We start from the raw sequence: 18,794 nt of genomic DNA, 5'->3' as shown, positions 1-18,794 counted from the left end.
AAGTTCAAGCCCCTCCAACGCAAGCCTGGTTGCTGGGGCAACGGCAATCAGGGCGGCAACCCCCGCTGTCACTGCGCTCACTGGCACGCAAAGTGCGAGCACCCAGGCTGGGGAACCTCTGCGCATCTACGGTGGCTCTGCCCCGGCGCCCTCTCGTCCACCCTTCGCGACCTCACCACTGCGCCAGCCGAGCAATCCAGCCAGATCGCCCAGCGCCCTGCCACGTAACCCAAGCCCGTCCCTCACTGCGCCGCCGTCCGCCACCGCGCCGCCACGTCAGGAGCGCCCAACCCCGACCGCCCCGGCGTCCTCGACCGCCCCGCCGTCCTCCAGCCCATCGCCGTCCCCCACGACGCCAACAACTCACGCAAGCCCTACCCCCACCGCGCCGCCGTCCACAACCGTCTCGGCTCAAAGCACGGTTGCTTCTGGCTAGGCAACGGCCTGGCTGCAGCGACACCATCTCCCGTCTGGCAGCAAACGGCTCGCAGGTCCTCCCCGAACTGCCGACCCGATTCTCCGACCCAACCGAAAGTCGGCCTCGCCTCGTGCCTGGAAATCGTCACCGCGCCTCCGGCGGCCGCCACGAGATGGGCGCCGGACCACTGCGCACGCACTGGCTGCTCCTGGCCGTCCTGGTGCTGACCTTGACAGCTGCTCTACTCGTCGACGGCTACACCCAGCACATGTTCAAGATCAACAATGATGCGGCCCCACACCCCCCAGGGGCGAGTGGAGCCGTACCTGCTCAAGTCTCCTCCGGAGGCCCGGTGATCGACAGCGCCTCCGTGCCTGCGCGCACACTGCGCCCCCGTCCATATCACATAGCACTCACCTTCGACGACGGTCCCGATCCCGTCTGGACCCCGAAGATCCTGAAGGTGCTCCGTGAAAACCACGTGCACGCCACCTTCTTCGTCGTCGGCACACAGATCGCCGCCAATCCGGGCCTGATACGCAGCATCGTGGCGGACGGCAACCAGGTGGGCATCCACACCTTCACCCACCCCAATCTAGGCGCCATCCCACCATGGCAGCGCACGGTGGAGATGAGCGAGGAGCAACTGGTCATAGCCGGCGCCGCTGGTGTCACCACGTCGCTGCTGCGCCCGCCGTACTCCTCGGTCAACGACGCAGTCGACAACCCCGACTGGGGCGCCATCCGCCAGGCCGGCCGACTGGGCTACCTCACCGTTCTGACCACGCAGGACAGCAACGACTGGCATCGCCCGGGCATCGCCCGGATCATCGACAGCGCCACCCCGGGCGGCTCTGCAGGCCAGGTGCTGCTCATGCACGACGGCGGAGGCAACCGTGCGCAGACCGTGGCTGCCCTGCGCACGCTGCTGCCACGGCTCAAGGCGCACGGCTTCCGCGTCGGCACCGTCAGCGAGGCCGTCGGCATTGCCAATCCGATGCGCCCCGCCTCCACCCTGGACCGCTGGAAAGGGCGAGCCCTGCTGTGGGCGGTGAAAGGCGGTGACACAGCACTCACCTTTCTCACCTGGGCCATGTATGCGGCCGGCGCGCTGAGCGTGCTGCGCGCCGCCATCGTGCTTTGGGCAGCCGGACGGCACCGCCGCAAGCCCGCGCGACGGGGCCCTGGCGTCAGCACGCCCGCCTCGATCATTGTCCCGGCCTACAACGAGAGCGCCGGAATCCAAGCTGCCGTCCGATCCCTGGTGGCCTCCGACCATCCGGTCGAGGTGATCGTGGTGGACGACGGCTCCACCGACGGCACCGCGGACATGGTCGAAGCTCTCGGCCTTCCCCAAGTACGGGTGATCCGGCAGCGGAACGCGGGCAAGCCCGCCGCCTTGAACACCGGCATCGCGGCCGCATCCTTCGACCTCTTGGTGATGGTCGACGGCGACACGGTCTTCGAACCCGACACGGTCCACAAACTCGTACAGCCCTTCGCCGACCCGCGCGTCGGCGCCGTCTCCGGCAACGCGAAGGTCCTCAACCGCCGTGGCCTGCTGGGACGCTGGCAACACATCGAGTACGTCATCGGGTTCAATCTGGACCGCCGCCTGTTCGACCTGGCCGAGTGCATGCCCACCGTGCCCGGCGCCGTCGGCGCCTTCCGCCGAGACACACTCCTAAGAGTCGGTGCGGTCAGCGACGACACCCTGGCCGAGGACACCGACCTGACGATGGCAATCTGCCGCGACGGCTGGCGGGTGGTCTACGAGGAGGGAGCCGTCGCCTGGACCGAGGCACCCGCCTCCTTGAAGGCGCTATGGCGCCAGCGCTACCGCTGGTGCTACGGCACCCTCCAGGCGATGTGGAAGCACCGACGTGCCCTCGTGCAGGGCGGGCCAGCCGGCAAGCTGGGCCGCCGCGGCCTGATCTACCTGCTGGTCTTCCAGACGCTGCTGCCACTGCTTGCACCCGTCGTGGACATCTTCGCCGCCTACAGCCTGACCTTCCTCAGTTCCACCCGCGTCATCAGCGTATGGCTCGCCTTCCTCCTCCTGCAGCTCATCATGGGCCTATACGCCTTCAAGCTCGACGAGGAACGGCCCAGCCCGCTTTGGACTTTGCCCCTGCAGCAATTCGTCTACCGGCAGCTGATGTACCTCGTTGTCTTCCACTCGCTGTTCACCGCAGCCGCCGGCATCCGACTGCGATGGCAATCCATGGAACGCTACGGCACCCTCCAGATCCCAGCCAGCGGACAACGCACCACCGAAAAGGTATAGTCAAGTCGCGAACGGGAGCCGCTCGGGGGCTGGCGTACGATCCGTGAACCCGTGTTCCGCTGGCCGCGCCGTCCCGGGTCGAAGCGCTCGTAGCAGCGCTGGACCTCGACGAAGAACTCCTCGGTGCCGCCCATCACATGCTGGCTGCGCACCACGGCGAGCGCCCCGTCCGAACGCAGCGCGTCGGCGGCCTTGGCCATCCGCATCGCCGGGTCGATCCAGTGGATCGCCGTCGCTGAGACGACCGCGTCGAACGGCTCCTCCAGCAGCGGCCAGCTCTCGAAGTCCGCCGTCACTCAACCAGATGGCCCGCCCCACCGGACGAATGATCTTCTACCACCTGTCCGGCCTGCGCCTGCGGGTCGGCAGCGCCACCGCCCCGCCCACCATCGTCATCAGCCGGGGCGTACAGCTCCACCTCCTCGACCTCCTCGGCCTGGAACCGACACATCCCCGCTGGCCAGAGACCTGAACGAGCTACCCGCGAAGAACGGAGCTAGACTCGCCGATCGCCCCAAGGGGATATGTCGAGGTTGGCCTGGCGTACTCTCCGGTCCGTCGCGTTCGCCGTGCGCACGGCGGCATCGACGAGTGAGTCACCTTCGGCCATGCGTCGTTCGATGGCGCGAACCCAGTCGTTCAGCGACTGCTTCGCAAAGGCCAGGAACTGCGATGTCGCGCTGGTCAACTTGGCACGCCGGTGGATCGCCTCGATCCCCATCGACAGGCCCGGAGTGAGTTCTCTCAGCACACCACCCCGGTGTCGAGCGTCCAAAGCCACTCGCAGGGGGATGATGGCGACTGCACCGCCGGCGAGAACCATCGGCAAGACGGCACCTCGTTGCCGGACCTCCACGACGATGCGTGGTTCGACATCGTGGGTCCGCAACATTTTCTCGATGTAGTCCCTTGTTGCGGTGCCACGCTCCCCCAGCACCAGGGGCACACCGGACAACGCCCTGACAGGTACGCGGGCCGGCCACCGGTCCTCGGTGCCCGGGGGGCTGACGAGTACGAGTCGCTGGTCCACCAGTTCCTCCGCCACTACATCGTCGCCGGGTACGGGCGCGGAGAGAAACCCTAGTTCGCAGGCCCCTGACTTGACCATTGCGATGACGTCGGCCGGATCATCGCGCTCCTCTATCCGGAACCTGATTTCCGGATGCAGCGCTCGAAATCTGGCGACCCAGACAGAGAGCGGGTCCGTGGACAGATCCGACAAGGACGCAATGTCAATTCGTCCGGTGCGCACCTCGCTGACATCCCGGACCGCATTCTGCGCGGCATCGACCCCGCGGAGAATCATGCGGGCGGGGCCGACGAATGCTTCGCCGGCGGGCGCCAGGACGAGCCCCCGGCCGACCCGGAAGAACAGCTCGACACCGAGGTCGTTTTCGAGTTTGCGAACGGCCTGCGACAAGGAAGGTTGCGCCACTCGCAGGGCCGCAGCGGCCTTGTTGACCCCGCCATGGTCGACAACTGCGAGAAAGTACTCCATCTGACGCAGATCCATGCGGAAAGCGTAATGTTCCGGCCCCGGCGTGTCGACGCAGCCTCCGGAACGGCGGTGGGCGCAGATCGTGGACTTCCACGTACGCGGATGGCCAGGGCCCGGGCGGCGAAGGCCCCGCTGTTCGATGAAGTCCAGCGTGTCGAGAGCCGGCCGACCCGCTTCAGAACGGGTTCTGTGCGGTCTTCAGTTGCCGCGGCTGCTGGCGCTTCGCGCCGGGGGCAAGGTTCTCGAAGATCGTGGCATTGGCCATCCCTCCGGCCTCGCACATGGTCTGCAGCCCGTAGCGAATCCCTTCGGCCTGCATGTGGTGGAGCAGCGTCGTGGCCAGCCGGGCTCCGGAGCCACCCAACGGGTGCCCGAGCGCGATGGCTCCGCCGTTCGGGTTCACGAGCTCCTGCCGAGCTCCCGTCTCCTTCAGCCATGCCCCGACGACACTGGCAAACGCTTCATTGACCTCGAATGCTCCGATCTCGTCCAGCCCCAGCCCGGCCAGCCTCAAAGCCTTGGCAGTCGCGGGTATGGGTCCCGCCAGCATCGCGACGGGGTCGTCCGCAACGACCGTTGCGGTGTGGATCCGGGCCAGTGAGGTCAGCCCGAGGCTCCGTGCCCGCTCGCTCGTCGTGATCAGCACCGCAGCGGCTCCATCGGAGATCTGCGACGCGTTCCCTGCCGTAATGCGACCGTTGGCGTCGAATGGCGGCTTCAGGGCGGCGAGCTTCTCCATGTTCGAGTCGCGTCGGATGCCCTCGTCGGCCAGGACCACTGATCCGTCCGGCGTCTCGATCGAGGCGATCTCCTTGGCGAAGCGGCCCTGGTCGACAGCCGCGGCAGCCCGCGCGTGCGACTCGAGACTGTACTCGTCGAGCCAAGTCCGGCTCAGGTCATACCGCTTGGCCAGGATCTCGGCACCGGTGCCCTGACTGAACTCGACGCCGTCGTACCGTCGCAGCAGCCGGCTGCTGGACGGTACGCCCGGACCGGCTCGTCGCGCCGATCCCATGGGAATCCGGGACATGCTCTCCACGCCTCCGGCGACGGCCACGTCACACTGTCCCGAAATCACTGATGCGGCAGCGAAGTGAATCGCCTGCTGGCTGGAGCCGCACTGGCGGTCGATGGTCGTGCCGGGGACGCTCTCTGGCCAGCCGGCCGTCAGGACCGCGTAGCGGGCGATGTTGCCGGCCTGTTCGCCAACTTGGGCAACGCACCCCCATATGACGTCCTCGACGAACGCCGGGTCGATCCCGGACCGCTCGGACAGTGCGTTGAGCAGAGCGGCTGACAGGTCGGCCGGATGAACTTCTCCAAGTCCGCCCGCCCGCCGCCCGATCGGGCTGCGAACTGCCTCGACGATGACAGCATCACGCATGGTTGTTTCCTTACTCTGTGTCGGGTCTCGAATTTCAGCTCGCGGTCCAGGCAGGCGTTCTGCGCTCGGCGAACGCCGCGGCGAATGACGCCCTGCTCCGAAGCGGTTGCGAAGGCAGCGGTGACCTCGTCCGGGTCGGTGACGTCGACGGGGACGAACCGTGCGGCCGAGCCGAGCGCTTCGGCCTGTTCCGCGCCTGCCGATGCGGGAAGGTCGAGCAGCGTGACCGTCGCACCTTCTGACACCAAGCGACTCGCGGTTGCCAACCCGAGTCCCGAAGCGCCTCCCGTCACGACGGTATGGATCCCCTTGATGTGCATGTGGTTCCTTCATCCAGTTCGGGGCGGCTGCTGACCGCCTTGTTCCGATCACGCGGAAGGCCCGAGTTCTGCGGTCTTTCAGGTGAGGACATGGCTCGTGGTGCGATGCTCAGAGAGCCAGGGACTTCGAGATCACGCTCTTCATCACTTCGCTGGTGCCGCCGAAGATCCGGGTGACCCGGGCGTCCGCGTACAGCCTGGAGATCGGGTACTCACGCATGTATCCGTAGCCGCCGTGCAACTGCAGGCACCGGTCGATGACACGAGCTTGTGTCTCGGTCGCGAACAGCTTGACCTTGGCGGCATCGGCCGGAGTCAGGGTGCGGGCGTCCAGCCCGACGACGGCCCGGTCGATCAGCGCCTGGGATGCTTCCAGCTCAGTAGCGCAGTCCGCCAGCACGAACTTGGTGTTCTGGAAGTCCGCGACGCGCCGCCCGAAGACCTTGCGCTCCCGGACGTAGTCGATTGCCAGGTTCAGCGCCGCGGTCGCGGTCGCCTGTGCGGTGATCGAGATGGAGAGCCGTTCCTGGGCCAGATTGTTGGTGAGCATGGCGAAGGCGCCGCCTTCCGCGCCCAGCACGTTGCGGGCCGGCACCCGGACATGGTCGAAGAGCAACTCCGCGGTGTCTGAGGACTTCAGACCCAGCTTCTCGAGGTTGCGCCCGCGGGCGAAGCCGTCCATTCCGGACTCGACGACCAGGAGCGAGAGCCCATCACGCCGGTTCTCCACATCACGGCCGGTTCTCGCGACCACGATGACGAGATCCGCGTTGATCCCGCCCGTGATGAACGTCTTGGCTCCGTTCAGGATGTAGTCATCGCCGTCGCGCACGGCGGTGGTGGTCATCCCGGCCAGATCCGACCCCGTTCCGGGTTCGGTCATGGCGATGGATGCGATGAGGTCTCCGTCGGCGAACCCGGGGAACCAGCGCGACTTCTGTTCGTCGTTGGCGTACTCCAGGAAGTAGGGCAGCACAGTGTTGAGGTGCACCTGCAGACCACCGAGCGATGCGGCGGCGTAGCCGATCTCCTCGAACACGATGGCGTTGAAGAGGAAGCTGCCGACGCCGGCGCCGCCAAAGGCTTCCGGCACCTGCAGGCCGTTGATCCCGATCTGGGCGGTCTTCTTGAACAGCTCGCGCGGAACCATTCCTGCCGATTCCCACTCCGGCATGTTGGGCGCCACCTCCTTGGCCATGAATTGGCGGACGGTGGCACGAAATGCGTCGTGCTGCTCGTCGAACAGATTCCGTTCCATGCGGTACTCCTTGGACTGGGGGTGGATTGGGTAGTTCTTCGGGCGGCTTGTTGCGGCTCGTCTTCAGCGGTGCGGCGCCACGCGTGCTCCGGTCCGGTCGACTTCGAGCGAGTGGACGACCCCTGCTGCTTCGAGCGTGCGGATGGCCTCGGAGTCGTAGCCCAGCTCTGTGAGCACTTCAGCGGTGTGCTGGCCGAGCTCGGGGGCTCCGTTCCCGGACAACTCGGGGACGCTGCCGAGGTGCCACGGCGATCCGAGTGTGGTCGTCTCGTGACCTGCTACGTCGGTCACGTTGATGAAGATTCCGGATGCCTCGACATCTGGGCTCGCCATCGCCCGGCCGTACGTGTTGATGCGGCCGGCCACCACGCCGTTGTCTGCCAGCAGGCTCATGGCCTCGTCCGTGGTCATCGTCGCGAACTCGGGGCGAAGCTCACCCAGCATCTCGGGGCGGTGGCGGATTCGTGCGCCGTTCGTCGCGAAGCGCTCGTCCAAGGCCAGCTCCGGCCGTCGCAGTAGTCGGCAGAGCCGCTCGAAGTGGGCGTCCGAATAGGCGGAGACGACCAAGGCACCATCGCTGGTGGGCATGACGTCGGCCGCTGGGGCCAGGGCCGGCTGACCGTTTCCGGTGCGGATGGGTTCTTTACCGGTCAGCAGGTAGGTACCCCAGTTGGGAGCCTGCAGGTGGACCGCGACTTCGAGGAGGGAGACCTCGACCTCGTCTCCGTGCCCGGTGCGAAGGCGCCGGATGTAGGCGCCGAGGATGGCCTGGGCGCAGACGTAGGCAGTGGTCGAGTCGACAACCTGGAAGCCGACCTTCTGGGGCTCCCGGTCCGGCTCACCGGTCACCCACATGATGCCGCTCTCGGCCTGTGCCGCGATGTCCAGGCCTGCTCGCAGCCTGGAGGGGCCGTGCAACCCGAAGCCGCTGACCGTGGCATAGATGATCCCCGGGTGTCTGCAGCGTATGGTCTGAGCCCCCAACCCCAAGGACTGCATCACGCCGGGGCGAAGGTTCTGGACCACGATGTCGGCACCGGCTATCAGTTCCTGCGCGATCCGCTGACCGCGGGGATCCTTCAGATCCAGCGCGACACCGCGTTTGTTCCGGCTGTAGGCGTTGAGCATGGCCTGGCCGGGCACGCCGATCGCTCGGGCGGATTCGCCGTTGACGGGCTCGATCTTGATCACTTCGGCGCCCATGTCGCCGAGGAGTTGCGCGGCAGCGGGTGCCGCGATGAACTGACCGAAGTCGATGACGCGGACACCTTCCAGCGGCTTGGTCATCGGACACTCCCTTGAACTCGGACACGGAACTTGGCGAGGTCGCGATCCGGGTGAACCATGAAGGTCGCGAAGACACTGCCGACGGCGACGAGCACACCTACGAGGGCAAAGCCCTGACCATATCCGGCTATCTTGTTTGCGGCGTTCTCGACGAAGTACCCGAGAACCAAGGGTGAAATGACGCCGGCGATGCTCGATATCGCGACCAAGCCGCCCATCACCGCACCTCGCTTCCGAGGGTGCACGATGTCCGCAACAGCGGTGATGGCAACCGCGTAGGAGGCGGTGTTGAGGGAGAATGCCAAGGTGATCAGAACCATCTGCAGCATGCCTTGACCGAGGACCGTGAAGCCGTACATCGCTACGCCGGAGGCCACGACGAGTGCGCCCGTCAGGTATCCGCGCGCTACCCGGCGGGACACGCCCTTGGCCAGGAGACGGTTGGAGAGTGCGCCGACAGAGATGGATCCGATCGCGGCCACCGCGTACGGAATCATGACCAGGCGCCCGGTTGCGAGCGTCGAGTAGCCCAGGCCGTCCGACAGGTAGAGCGGAAGCCAGGCGACCTTCAGAGTCGTCGACCAGTACCCGAAGAACATGAGCAGCGCGACACCGATGAGCGTGCCACTTCTGATGAGGTCGGTGAACGGGGCGTCGACGACCTCGGACTCCGCGGCCTGCGAGGCAGCCGATGCGGCGGGGGCGTCCTTGCCGAACGCCAGCCAGAGGACCACCCAGATCGCGCCTGCTACGACAAGCACGCCGAAGGCGGCGTGCCACGACCACCTGACGATCACCCACGTCAGGATCGGCGCCATCAGGACCGGGCCGAGCGAAGCCCCCGCCGCGACAACTCCCGCGGGAAGCGCCCGCTTCTCAGCCGGGAACCGCGAGTGGACGGCATGGTTGGCGAGCGCATAGGCCGGCCCCTCAGCGAACCCGAGGATGAGTCGGCAGAGCATGAGCATGGTGAAGCCGACGGTCCCGACCAGCGGCACCATGGTGGCAACCCAGACGAGCATGAGGATGGCCAGGAGCCGGCGCAGTCCGATCTTGGTGGAGAGCACGCCCAAGAGGATGGCTCCTGCGAAGAACAGCCAGAAAAAGGCGCTTTGGATGACACCGAACTGCTGTGCCGTGATTCCTAGATCCTTCAGGATGTTCTGAGCAGCAAAGCCCATCACGGCCTTGTCCGCATAATTGATCAGCATGAACAGCGCCAGCAGCACGGTGACACACCACGCGCCGGTCTTTGTTGCTGAGGCTGCGGCCGGTGCCGCCTTCGACATCGTTCGAGTCATGAAAATTCCTCGCAGTGAGGGACATGAGGGGCGAGGCGCCAGATGCGATGGACCGATGCGATCGGGGCAGGGCCGGATGTCTGCTCGCCTTACAAACCGCGAAGACCGGGTTGCGATCTCGCATCGCCTTATTCAAGTCACGCCGACTGATCGCGTCCAAGACCGATATTCACCCGAACCAACTGCGGCTGCCTATAGATCACCGGTACGGGAATCGGGGACCACCTCGACTCGACGGTACGGGAATCGGGGACCACCTCGACGGACGTGGCACTGCCCGTTCTACGACACGAGAACGCGGCTCTGCGCCGCCGGCTGTCCGCCCCGGTCCGCCATGAGTCAGCGCACCGGTTCTGGTTCGCCGCCCTCTCGGGGCTCATACCCCGGCGGCGCTGGTACGCGGTCTTCCCTTGCCTTCAGGACCTCTGCTCTCCCGGCCCTGCAGGTTCGTCGCCGCGAAGTGGAACTGCACCGCCCGCCGACGCACCGGATGTCCGCCCACCCGAGCGGCGACCCACGCGCTCGTCCTGCGGCTGGCCAGGGAGATTCCGAGGTGGGGGCATCGGCTGTGCAGGCGAGGTCGGCAAGGCAGCGGGACGACCGGGCTCCTGGCCGAGTGGATCCTTTAGGTCCACGCCGCCTCCGTCGGCGCCTCGACTCGGACGGCGGTATTGGAAGAGACCAGGCGACCCCGTGACCTGCTGCGTTCGGCGGTCTCAGGTTGCTGACCTGCATGAATGCGATTTCAGGTCTTCACGTTCATGCCCGCTGATGCAGCTGAAAGTCCCAGAGAAGTCCCAGAGAGTCCCGGGGACGCATTCGCTTCGTGTGCCGGTTGCTACTTCGGGTGCCCGGGAGGGTGACCGCCACGCCGGGTGCGCAGCGTCGCAGAGCTGCGGCCTTCCTCGTTGCGATCCTTGGGCGCCTCGAAGAGTGACAACCATCGGGAGACCTCCGACTCCCGGCGCTCGTCGGCGGCAGAAGTCGGCGCGCGTCCGGCAAGCGGTACCGGGGCCACCGCGGCCACCCGTCCCACGTGGCACAGGTCGTAGGGGATGGCGTTGGCCCGCCACAGGGCGTTCTCCTCGGAGAGCACGGCCATCCCGTGAAGATCGAGACGAGGGTGTGGTCGATCGTCTCGCGGGGTGTGACGAGGGCCGCCACGATGGAGCGCGCCGACGCGTCGTGGCGCCTTGACTCACCCTGCGGGTGTTCGGCCACTCGCTTCGGTCCTCCTTGTGTCCTGTGCCGTGAGGTAGGTGTCGGTCCGGTTCAGGCTGCCGCGACGGATGTCCGGTCGCCGGCTCGTGCGGTGAGGGAGGCGGAGTAGCGGCGCAGGAGCAGGATGGCGGTGGTGGCGAGGCCGGTGAGCAGGCCGAGCCAGATACCCACGGCTTCGAGGTCCAGGGCGTAGGCGAGGAGCCATGCCGCGGGCAGGCCGACGGCCCAGTAGCCGATGAGTGTGATGCGGAATCCGCTCTTGGTGTCGTCGAGTCCGCGCAGCAGGCCGACGCCGATGTTCTGGGCGCAGTCGAAGAACTGCAGGAAGGCGGCGACGAAGAGCAGTTGGGTGGCGATGGTCAGGGCCTGGTCGGAGCCGGAGTCCAGGAACGGGGCCAGAACCAGGCGGGGCAGGGCGAGGTAGATGATGCCGACAAGAGTCATGACGGCGGCGGCGCAGGCGAGTGCGGTGTTCTTGAGGCGGCGGGCGTTGTCGTGGTGGCCGAGGGCCAGCGCGCGGCTCACGTTGATGGAGGCGGCGTGGGAGAGGCCGACGGCGACCTGGAAGACGATGTAGACGAGCTGGTTGACCGCGGTGTGAGCGGCGAGTGCGTCGGGGCCGAAGGAGCCCGCCATCAGGGCGGTGATGGAGAAGAAGCCGGCCTCGGAGCCGTACGTCGCGGCGATCGGGATGCCGAGCCCGACGAGACGTTTGACGGTGGCCGGGTCGGCCTTGGCAATGTTCAGCGTGAGCAGGGGGGCGAGCTCGCTGTCCTTCTTCGCGAAGAGGTAGAGGGCGAGGAAGGACAGCAGGTAGACGGTGGAGGTGGCGATGCCGATGCCGGTCAGGCCGAGCCGGGGCAGGCCGAACGAGCCGTGGATGAGGACCCAGTTCAGGCCGGCGTTGGCAGCGACGGAGGCAATGGTGATCTGCAGCAGGGCCTGGGGGCGGCGCATGCCGACGGTGAACTGCCGGATGGCCTGGAACCACAGACAGGGCAAGAGGCCCGGAGCCAGCGCGATGAGCATGGGCTGGGTCCGTGCGACGACCGCGGCATCCTGACCCAGCCAGGTCAGACCCTGGCCGATGAGGATCATGAGGATGGCCCCCGCGATGCCGGCGAGCGTGGCGACGGCCAGGCTCGCCCGCACGATGGCGCGGATCTCCTCCCGGCCCTCCTCGTCGTGGCCTGTTCCGCTGCTTTCGGCTCGGGCCGCAGCGGCGGCTATCTGGTTGCCGACGGACGTGACCAGGCCGACGCCCATGGTGCGGAGTTGATTGAAGATCACGATGGCCAGGCCGCCGGCGGCGAGCTCCTGGGTGCCGAGCAGGCCCATCATCACGGTGTCGGTGGTCGTCAGGGCGACCTGCGCGAGCTGCGTGAGGACGAGCGGCACGGCCAGGCCGGCCAGGGCGCGGCTGTCGCGGAGGAGGGTGGTCAGCATGGGCTATCGGTTCCTGCGGAGTTTGGTGAGGAGTTCGTCGATCTCGCGTTCCACCCCGCGGTCGAGGAGGTCGCGTTCCTGCATCCAGTCGTCGTTGAAGACGGTGTCCATGTACTTCTCACCGCCGTCGTTGATGAGGGCGACCATAGTCGTGCCCGGCGGCAGCGCCGGCAGGCGGGTCAGCGCCTCGTGGACGACGCCGCCGGCGGAGCCGCCGATGAGCAAGCCCGTGCGGGCGACAGCGCGGCACGTGGCGAACGCTTCGACGTCGCCGACCTTGACGCCGTCGTCGATGAGGCCGAAGTCGACCAGGGCGCCGATCTCGGCGCCCTCGGGCGTTCCGGTGCCCGACTGGTAGTAGTCGTGCGCCGGGCCTCCGAAAGCGATCGACCCCTTCGGCTCGACGCCGATGGTCGAAAAGCCGGGTATGAGGGTGCGCAGCTCGCGGGCCGTGCCGCACAGACCACCGCCGGTGCCGACGGCGCCGATGAGCACGTCGACGTTCCCTGCAAGTGCCTGGTGGAGTTCGTGGGCGACGGGGAAGTAGCCAACGCCGTTGGCGGGGTTGTTGTGCTGCTCGGTGAAGATGGTGTTGTCCTGGGCGCGGGCCATTTCCTCGGCGAGTTCCTCGCGGGCGGCGGTGGCGAGTTCCTCGGTGCCGTCGTCGACGACGTAGACGAGTTCGGTACCCAGCGTCTTCATGGCGCGCAGCTTGTCGGCGGCAGCGTGGTGGTCGACGACGGCGGTGAAGGTGTAGCCGCGTTCAGCTGCGATGACGGCCAGGCCGAGGCCGGTGTTGCCGGAGGTCGACTCGATGATCCGGCCACCGGGCCGCAGGTCTCCGGCCGCCTCGGCGGCGTCGATCATTGCACGGGCCATACGGATCTTGGCTGTTCCGGTCGGGTTGTACATCTCCAGTTTGAGCAGGAGGCGGCTGCCGGTCTCTGTGGTGGCGAGCTCCAGCAGGGGGGTGTATCCGATGAGGTCGGATACGTGGGAGACCACGGCGGGGCGGGCGAGTGCCTCGTTCATGGGAAGACTCCTGGGTGGGTTGGGGGGAAGTCAGCAGGCGGGTCGGCGGTCCAGACGCCAGCGCGGGCGGTCGCCCAGGTGGTCGAGTACGACCTTGGGGGGCAGCGGCAGATCGTGGAAGGGGGACTCGTTGGAGTCCATCTGGTAGCCGGCGGTGTTCGGGTAGACCAGGAGGTCGCCGGTCCTGGGGCGGACGGGCAGGGGGATCTTGCGCCAGGTGACCATGTCCGACTCCAGGCAGGACGCTCCTCCCACGCACGTGGGGTGGGTGTCGCTGCCGGAGGGGCGGCCGGTGGAGGTCACCAGCTGAGGGTCGGGCAGGTATTCGCTGTTGAACCACTGCTCGGACAGGCTCAGGCTGGTTCCGTCGACGGTGACGATCCGGTAGCCGTCGCGGTCCTTCACTCCTTGCACGCAGAAGACCGTCGAGCCTGCCCCGGCCAGCAGGGCGCGGCCAGGCTCCATCATCAGCAGCGTCCCGGTCTCCTTGAGGCGGCCGGCCAGGCTGGTGTGCCCGCCCTCGGGAACGGCGGCCAGGATGGTGCTCAGTGCGTCGGCTCCGGAGACCGGGGAGTGGTAGGGGTAGAAGTCGCCGTGCTGGAACGTTTTGCGTGCGTGGTAGTGCTCCGGGCGCTGGTCGGCGAGGAAGGTGTGCCAGTGCTCGGCTGAGCTGTAGTCGACTGCGAAGCCGCCGCCGATGCTGATCCGGTCGGCCTGCAGTCCCCGTACCCGGGCCGTGAGGCAGAGGTCGACGAGTTCTGCGGCGAGTTCGGTGCGCGGCTGGGTGGCGTAGCCGGACAGATGGAAGCTGAAGCCTTCCATCCGCACGGCGTCCCCGGCGCGCACGCACCGGTCCAGCGCGGTCTCCAGCTCACCGGCGTTCATGCCGAAGCGGCTGTGCGGTTGTGTGGGGGGCAGGCGGCGCAGCAGCAGTCGGGCCGGACTCACCACGCCGGTCAGCGCCAGGGTGATGAGCAGGTCCAGTTCATCGAGCGCGTCGACGGCGACCAGGCAGCCCTGGAGGATGGCCAGCCGCAGCAGTTCATCGCTCTTGGCGGGGCCGGTGACAACGACGTTCTCGCCACGCACCCCGTGTCCGAGGGCCTCGCGCAGCTCCCCCACGCTGGCCACGTCGACGCCGGCCTGATGGGCGGCGCAGCGTTCCATCCACACGGCCGCCTTGTTGGCCTTCTTCGCGTAGTACACCCGCCCGTCCACTCCGGCGTCGCCCAGCACGGTGCGGAAGGCAGCGAGGTTGTTGTCGAAGCGGTGCGGCAACAGGAAGTGGAAGGGGCCGCCGAAGGCATAGGACAACTCGTGCAGCAACCCGCTGTCCAGCACGCCATCGGTGTCCGGGTCGCTGTGGGCGGGCAGCGTCGGCACGTTCGTGGTGTGTGGGTCGGTCACTGCCACAGCGGTACCTCGGTGCCCAGGCCCTGGGCGAGGGCAAGTTGCGCGAAGCGGTGGCCGAGCGCGATGTCGGTGACGACGAGACCGCTGTTGTAGGCGAAGATCCGCTCGGTGTTGCTGAGGCGGCCGGCCGTGTTCCCGGCGATCACGGGCGGGAACTCGGCGTCGACGGCGGGGAGTTTGCCGTCGGCGTCGGCCATGTCGGTGCCGGTGACGTTCATCTGCGCTTCGCTGGTGGCGATGACGCGGTCCGCCCGGTGCAAGGTCGATGGCGTAAGTCCGTGCCCGACAAGGATGGACAGCGCGCCGGGCCTGAGCCAGCCTGCCTCGACGGCGGCCGGGGTGTGGGCGCCGGCTGTCGCGACGATGACGTCGGCATCCGAGGCAGCGGCCCGCAGGTCGGTGACGAACTCCACGTCCCGGTCGGGGAAGTGGGCGCGCAACTGTTCACGGACGGCGGTGATGCCTTCGGAGTGGGTGCCGAACACCATCAGCCGGTCCAGTGCGGGAAGCGTGGTGAGCAGGAACGGCAGGGCGAGGCGTCCTTGGGTTCCCGTGCCGATGACCAATGCGGAGCGGGCACCGGGGGCCGCGCATTCACGGGCGAGCAGAGCGGAGACGGCCGGCGTGCGCAGGGAGCCGATACGGGAGCAGTCCATCATCGCCACCGGCAGCCCGGTGATGTCGTCGTAGATCGTCAGCGCCGTGTAGTAGTGCTGTTCGTCGCGGCCTTTGTCCAGGCCGTGCTTGTACGAGGTCTTGATCGCCACGACATTGCGGGTGCCGTCCCGGCCCAGCATCGCGTAGGAGACGGAGTGTCCGTCCTGCGGTTTGACGGTGAGCTTGCGGGGGTTGTCGGACTGGCCGGCGTAGAGGGTGCGATAGGCGCCTTCCACTGTGGACACCACGTCGGCCAGGGATATGTCGATCCCGGCGAGGTCGGTGGTGGACAGGATCCGCAGGTGCTTGTCGTCGCTGGACATCGGGGTGGCGACGGGGGCAGCCGAGGTGTCGGTCATGAGTGATTCCTCCGGTGCGGGGCGGGTGTTCAGCTCGCGTGCGCTTCGAGGGCGGCCTGACCGTACCCGTGCTCCGCGGCTTCGGCCGGCGGGCGGGTGCGCCGGCCGGGGACGCGGACGGAGGCACGCTTGAGCCATCGGTCGGTGCCGTCGTAGCGGGCGCTGAAGGGGACCCGACCGTGGACGACCAGGTCGTTGTCGACGACCAGGACCTCGTCCGGGCTGAGACTGACGGCGATCGAGACGCGGGCGAGTTCGTCCGACAGCCGCCCGTAGGCGCCCCTGTAGGCAGCGTCGGCGTCGTCGAGAGGTGTGTACGCCGGGTCGAACCGCAACGTCATGCCGTCCTTGGTGGCGAACAGGGCGGGTACGGCAGGCGGGGCCTCGTCGGCGTATTCCTGGGCGGCCTCGTAGGCGTCGTCGGGCAGGATCGGCAGCACCGGGCGGGTCAGCAGGTCGATATCGGCGTCCGCGAGACGGGTCCTGCGGATGCTGGCGGCGGTGGTGGCTATGTTGTCGTGGTTGCGCATGCAGCCCAGCATCAACAGGTGGGCGCGTCCGGGGTGGAAGGCGTCCTCGGTGTGCGGGCTCAGTAGAACGCTGCTGGACGCGCCGGTCTGCTCGGTCTCGTGCCCCGGGGAGGGGACGATGTTGTGGACGAACCGACCGTCCTGCTGGCCTTCCCACGCGATGGGGTTGCCCATCGCTGTGGCCAGCAGCAGCAAGGCTATGTCGTAGACAGCGCCACTGTCCCCGGCGGTTGCCCAACTGGTGGGTGTGGGGCCGACCGCGTCGTCGTCGACGTCGAGGCCGCGCAGGACGAAGAGTCCGTCTGCGGTGTCGACGGGGCGGCAGTGGTGGCGCAGGGCCGGGCTGAACTCGCCTGCGACCTGGGCGACATGAGCAAGGAGCTCGGGGCTCGTGGCGGAGGTGCCGAACTCGGCGAGGAGTTTGTCCGCGGCCTCGAGGAGTTCACCCACGGTGTGGGGATCGAGCTGTCGGACAGGTGCGGCTGCCGTGCTCATGGCGAAGAATCCGTTTCGGTCGGATGGCGGGGGAATCCGGCCCCTTGGCGTGCTCATGGCACTTCGCGTGATGACTCGTGAACTGGAGCGACCCGACGGATGGCTGACGGCCGGTCGTGACTCTGCGGGAACCGGTGGACGCCTCGAACGCTAGCAGGAAACTTAGGTAAGGCAAACCTTATTCATCAGCCACGTTCATCGAGCGGATTCGGACATGTACCCCATACGTGGACGGTCGCTTGCGGGAATGGTTGTCATTAGGATAGGCAAACCTAAGTCACCCCGTTGCTTTCAGTGGATTGAGGACGTACGTGAACATGAACAGGCGCCAAGTGCTTTGGGCCGGCGGATCGATAGGCGTGACCGCCCTGCTCGCCGCCTGCTCGTCGAACGAGGGTGGCACCGCCTCCAAGCCGGCTGCGGGGGACGGCAAGCCCAAGAACGGCGGCACCCTGCGCGTGGGGGCCCTGGGCCGGGCGAGCGCCATCACCCGCGACCCGCACGGCACCCAGGCCAACGAGAGCGACTACCTCATCCTCGCCCTGGTCTACGACACCCTGACCATCCCCGGCGCCAAGCCCAACACGGCCCCGCGCCTTGCGTCTTCGTGGGAGCCGTCACCCGACCTGAAGACCTGGAAGTTCAAGATCGCCAAGGGGGCGGTCTTCCATGACGGCAGCCCGGTGACGGCCCAGGACGTGGTGTGGTCACTCAAGCGGCTGCGCAACACCCCCTCCGGCGCCGCACGGCTGCCCGGAATCAAGCCGGAGAACATCACGGCCGAGGGCAGCGACACCGTCGTACTGGTCTCCGACTACGCCAACGCCGAACTGCCGCTGCTGACCCGCCTGACGACGTTCGTCCTGAAGAAGGACACCAAGGACTCCGAACTGGAGAAGGCTCCCGGTGCGGGCCCGTTCAAGCTGGACTGGTTCCGCGGCGGCAACGCCCGCCTGGTGAAGAACGACAAGTGGTACGGCGGCACCGTGCACCTCGACGCCATCGAGGTCACCATGTTCGAAACGCCACAGGCGATGGCCAACGCTCTGCTCGCCGGTCAGATCGACGTCGCCTCCAACGCCGGGGCGGTCGCCGCCCGCACTGCGGAGTCCCGCAAGGACATCCAGGTACTGCGCCGCCCCAACGACATGGCGATGCCGATCGTGATGCGCACCGCGGCCGGCAGCCCCTTCGCCGACGTGCGGGTGCGCGAGGCCATGCGGCTGGTCGTCGACCGCGACGCCATGATCAAGCAGGTTCTGTCCGGGTACGGCACTGTCGCCAACGACATCATGGGCACCGGCGACCCCAACCTCGCCACTGGCATCCCCCAGCGCAAGCGGGACCTGGCCAAGGCCAAGAAGCTGCTGGCCGAGGCCAAGTTCGACCGGTCCAAGACGTACAAGCTCGTCACCACCGAGGACATCCCCGGACTCGCTGAGTCCGCGACCCTCTTCGCCAACCAGGCCCGCGAGGCCGGTATCAAGGTCCAGGTCGTCAAGCAGGAGTCCGGCGCTTTCTGGGAGAAGACCTGGAAGGCCGGGGACTTCTACACCACCTACTGGGGCACCAACGACTCGGTCGTGTTCTTCGCCTCCAAGACCATGGTCAGCGAGGCAGGACAGAACGAGGCCGGCTGGGCCGACAAGGAGTTCGATGCCTCCTATCGCAAGGTCATCGGCACCGCGGACGAGACGGCACGCGCCGCGGCGCTGAAGGAACTCCAGCAGATCGAGTTCGAGCGTTCCGGCTACCTGCTGTGGGGCATGGCCGACGGCATCGACCTGGCCGCCTCCAAGGTCCAGGGCCTGCCCAAGCTCGCCGGTTACGGCCGGGTCCAGCTCGAAAACGTGTGGCTGCGTTGAGCCGCACCACCAAGGACAGCGCG

The 18,794-nt window shown here is 67.4% G+C and carries 14 protein-coding genes and 2 pseudogenes; 3 read left to right on the top strand and 13 right to left on the bottom strand.

Annotated features, from left to right (window positions below):
* The first annotated feature begins 590 nt into the window (after positions 1-590).
* The gene (locus OH809_RS10660; protein ID WP_406516241.1) at positions 591-2,705 is read left to right on the top strand and encodes a bifunctional polysaccharide deacetylase/glycosyltransferase family 2 protein; all 2,115 of its coding nucleotides are present in this window, start codon (positions 591-593) and stop codon (positions 2,703-2,705) included.
* 70 nt (positions 2,706-2,775) lie between these two features.
* Here the strand turns inward: OH809_RS10660 and OH809_RS10655 are convergent.
* Positions 2,776-3,001 (bottom strand): annotated as a pseudogene (locus OH809_RS10655) (class I SAM-dependent methyltransferase); the annotation flags it as partial.
* An 8-nt stretch (positions 3,002-3,009) separates the two neighbouring features.
* On the opposite strand from OH809_RS10655, the gene OH809_RS10650 reads away from it, so the two are divergent.
* Positions 3,010-3,177 (top strand): hypothetical protein, encoded by a 168-nt coding sequence (locus OH809_RS10650; RefSeq protein WP_406422633.1) that lies wholly within the window; start codon positions 3,010-3,012, stop codon positions 3,175-3,177.
* A gap of 24 nt (positions 3,178-3,201) precedes the next feature.
* Here OH809_RS10650 and OH809_RS10645 read toward each other — a convergent pair whose 3' ends face one another.
* The 12 genes and pseudogenes from OH809_RS10645 to OH809_RS10590 all read right to left on the bottom strand — a co-directional run bounded on the left by OH809_RS10645 (position 3,202) and on the right by OH809_RS10590 (position 16,906).
* Positions 3,202-4,218 (bottom strand): LysR family transcriptional regulator, encoded by a 1,017-nt coding sequence (locus OH809_RS10645; RefSeq protein ID WP_406515039.1) that lies wholly within the window; start codon positions 4,216-4,218, stop codon positions 3,202-3,204.
* Positions 4,219-4,378: 160 nt separating this feature from the next.
* Positions 4,379-5,587: a thiolase family protein gene (locus tag OH809_RS10640; protein WP_406515038.1), complete on the bottom strand. Its 1,209-nt coding sequence runs from the start codon at positions 5,585-5,587 to the stop codon at positions 4,379-4,381.
* A 104-nt stretch (positions 5,588-5,691) separates the two neighbouring features.
* Positions 5,692-5,907: pseudogene (locus OH809_RS10635) on the bottom strand (SDR family NAD(P)-dependent oxidoreductase); the annotation flags it as partial.
* Positions 5,908-6,016: 109 nt separating this feature from the next.
* Positions 6,017-7,165, bottom strand: a complete 1,149-nt coding sequence (locus OH809_RS10630; protein ID WP_406422636.1) for an acyl-CoA dehydrogenase family protein — start codon at positions 7,163-7,165, stop codon at positions 6,017-6,019.
* A gap of 63 nt (positions 7,166-7,228) precedes the next feature.
* Positions 7,229-8,452, bottom strand: coding sequence for a CaiB/BaiF CoA transferase family protein (locus OH809_RS10625; protein WP_406515037.1), 1,224 nt, complete (start codon positions 8,450-8,452; stop codon positions 7,229-7,231).
* Positions 8,449-9,753, bottom strand: a complete 1,305-nt coding sequence (locus OH809_RS10620) for an MFS transporter (protein WP_406422638.1) — start codon at positions 9,751-9,753, stop codon at positions 8,449-8,451. The genes OH809_RS10625 and OH809_RS10620 overlap by 4 nt, the downstream gene beginning before the upstream one ends.
* An 838-nt stretch (positions 9,754-10,591) precedes the next feature.
* Positions 10,592-10,855 (bottom strand): hypothetical protein, encoded by a 264-nt coding sequence (locus OH809_RS10615; RefSeq protein WP_406515036.1) that lies wholly within the window; start codon positions 10,853-10,855, stop codon positions 10,592-10,594.
* A gap of 170 nt (positions 10,856-11,025) precedes the next feature.
* Positions 11,026-12,420, bottom strand: a complete 1,395-nt coding sequence (locus OH809_RS10610; RefSeq protein WP_406515035.1) for an MATE family efflux transporter — start codon at positions 12,418-12,420, stop codon at positions 11,026-11,028.
* A gap of 3 nt (positions 12,421-12,423) precedes the next feature.
* Complete coding sequence (locus tag OH809_RS10605) at positions 12,424-13,452, bottom strand: cysteine synthase family protein (protein ID WP_406515034.1); 1,029 nt, start codon at positions 13,450-13,452, stop codon at positions 12,424-12,426.
* A 30-nt stretch (positions 13,453-13,482) separates the two neighbouring features.
* Positions 13,483-14,865, bottom strand: a complete 1,383-nt coding sequence (locus OH809_RS10600; protein WP_406515033.1) for a Y4yA family PLP-dependent enzyme — start codon at positions 14,863-14,865, stop codon at positions 13,483-13,485.
* A complete protein-coding gene (locus tag OH809_RS10595) occupies positions 14,856-15,881 on the bottom strand; it encodes an ornithine cyclodeaminase family protein (protein WP_406515032.1) in 1,026 nt (341 codons plus the stop codon). Before OH809_RS10595 ends, OH809_RS10600 begins: the two co-directional genes overlap by 10 nt.
* 29 nt (positions 15,882-15,910) lie before the next feature.
* Complete coding sequence (locus OH809_RS10590) at positions 15,911-16,906, bottom strand: TauD/TfdA family dioxygenase (RefSeq protein ID WP_406515031.1); 996 nt, start codon at positions 16,904-16,906, stop codon at positions 15,911-15,913.
* 317 nt (positions 16,907-17,223) lie between these two features.
* Between OH809_RS10590 and OH809_RS10585 the strand changes: the two genes are divergently transcribed.
* Entirely contained in the window at positions 17,224-18,771 is a 1,548-nt protein-coding gene (locus OH809_RS10585; protein ID WP_406515030.1) for an ABC transporter substrate-binding protein, read from the top strand.
* The last annotated feature ends 23 nt before the right edge of the window (positions 18,772-18,794 follow it).

The sequence above is a fragment of the Streptomyces sp. NBC_00873 genome, from assembly GCF_045207415.1.
Taxonomy (GTDB): domain Bacteria; phylum Actinomycetota; class Actinomycetes; order Streptomycetales; family Streptomycetaceae; genus Streptomyces.
Note: the sequence above shows the minus strand (reverse complement) of the source record. Positions and strands in the feature narration are given on the sequence as shown.

Excerpts from the sequence above, each read along its gene's own strand:
- OH809_RS10660 (WP_406516241.1), top strand. The coding sequence starts at position 591 with ATGGGCGCCGGACCACTGCGCACGCACTGGCTGCTCCTGGCCGTCCTG.
- OH809_RS10650 (WP_406422633.1), top strand. The coding sequence starts at position 3,010 with ATGGCCCGCCCCACCGGACGAATGATCTTCTACCACCTGTCCGGCCTG.
- OH809_RS10645 (WP_406515039.1), bottom strand. The coding sequence starts at position 4,218 with ATGGATCTGCGTCAGATGGAGTACTTTCTCGCAGTTGTCGACCATGGC.
- OH809_RS10640 (WP_406515038.1), bottom strand. The coding sequence starts at position 5,587 with ATGCGTGATGCTGTCATCGTCGAGGCAGTTCGCAGCCCGATCGGGCGG.
- OH809_RS10630 (WP_406422636.1), bottom strand. The coding sequence starts at position 7,165 with ATGGAACGGAATCTGTTCGACGAGCAGCACGACGCATTTCGTGCCACC.
- OH809_RS10625 (WP_406515037.1), bottom strand. The coding sequence starts at position 8,452 with ATGACCAAGCCGCTGGAAGGTGTCCGCGTCATCGACTTCGGTCAGTTC.
- OH809_RS10620 (WP_406422638.1), bottom strand. The coding sequence starts at position 9,753 with ATGACTCGAACGATGTCGAAGGCGGCACCGGCCGCAGCCTCAGCAACA.
- OH809_RS10615 (WP_406515036.1), bottom strand. The coding sequence starts at position 10,855 with ATGGCCGTGCTCTCCGAGGAGAACGCCCTGTGGCGGGCCAACGCCATC.
- OH809_RS10610 (WP_406515035.1), bottom strand. The coding sequence starts at position 12,420 with ATGCTGACCACCCTCCTCCGCGACAGCCGCGCCCTGGCCGGCCTGGCC.
- OH809_RS10605 (WP_406515034.1), bottom strand. The coding sequence starts at position 13,452 with ATGAACGAGGCACTCGCCCGCCCCGCCGTGGTCTCCCACGTATCCGAC.
- OH809_RS10595 (WP_406515032.1), bottom strand. The coding sequence starts at position 15,881 with ATGACCGACACCTCGGCTGCCCCCGTCGCCACCCCGATGTCCAGCGAC.
- OH809_RS10590 (WP_406515031.1), bottom strand. The coding sequence starts at position 16,906 with ATGAGCACGGCAGCCGCACCTGTCCGACAGCTCGATCCCCACACCGTG.
- OH809_RS10585 (WP_406515030.1), top strand. The coding sequence starts at position 17,224 with ATGAACAGGCGCCAAGTGCTTTGGGCCGGCGGATCGATAGGCGTGACC.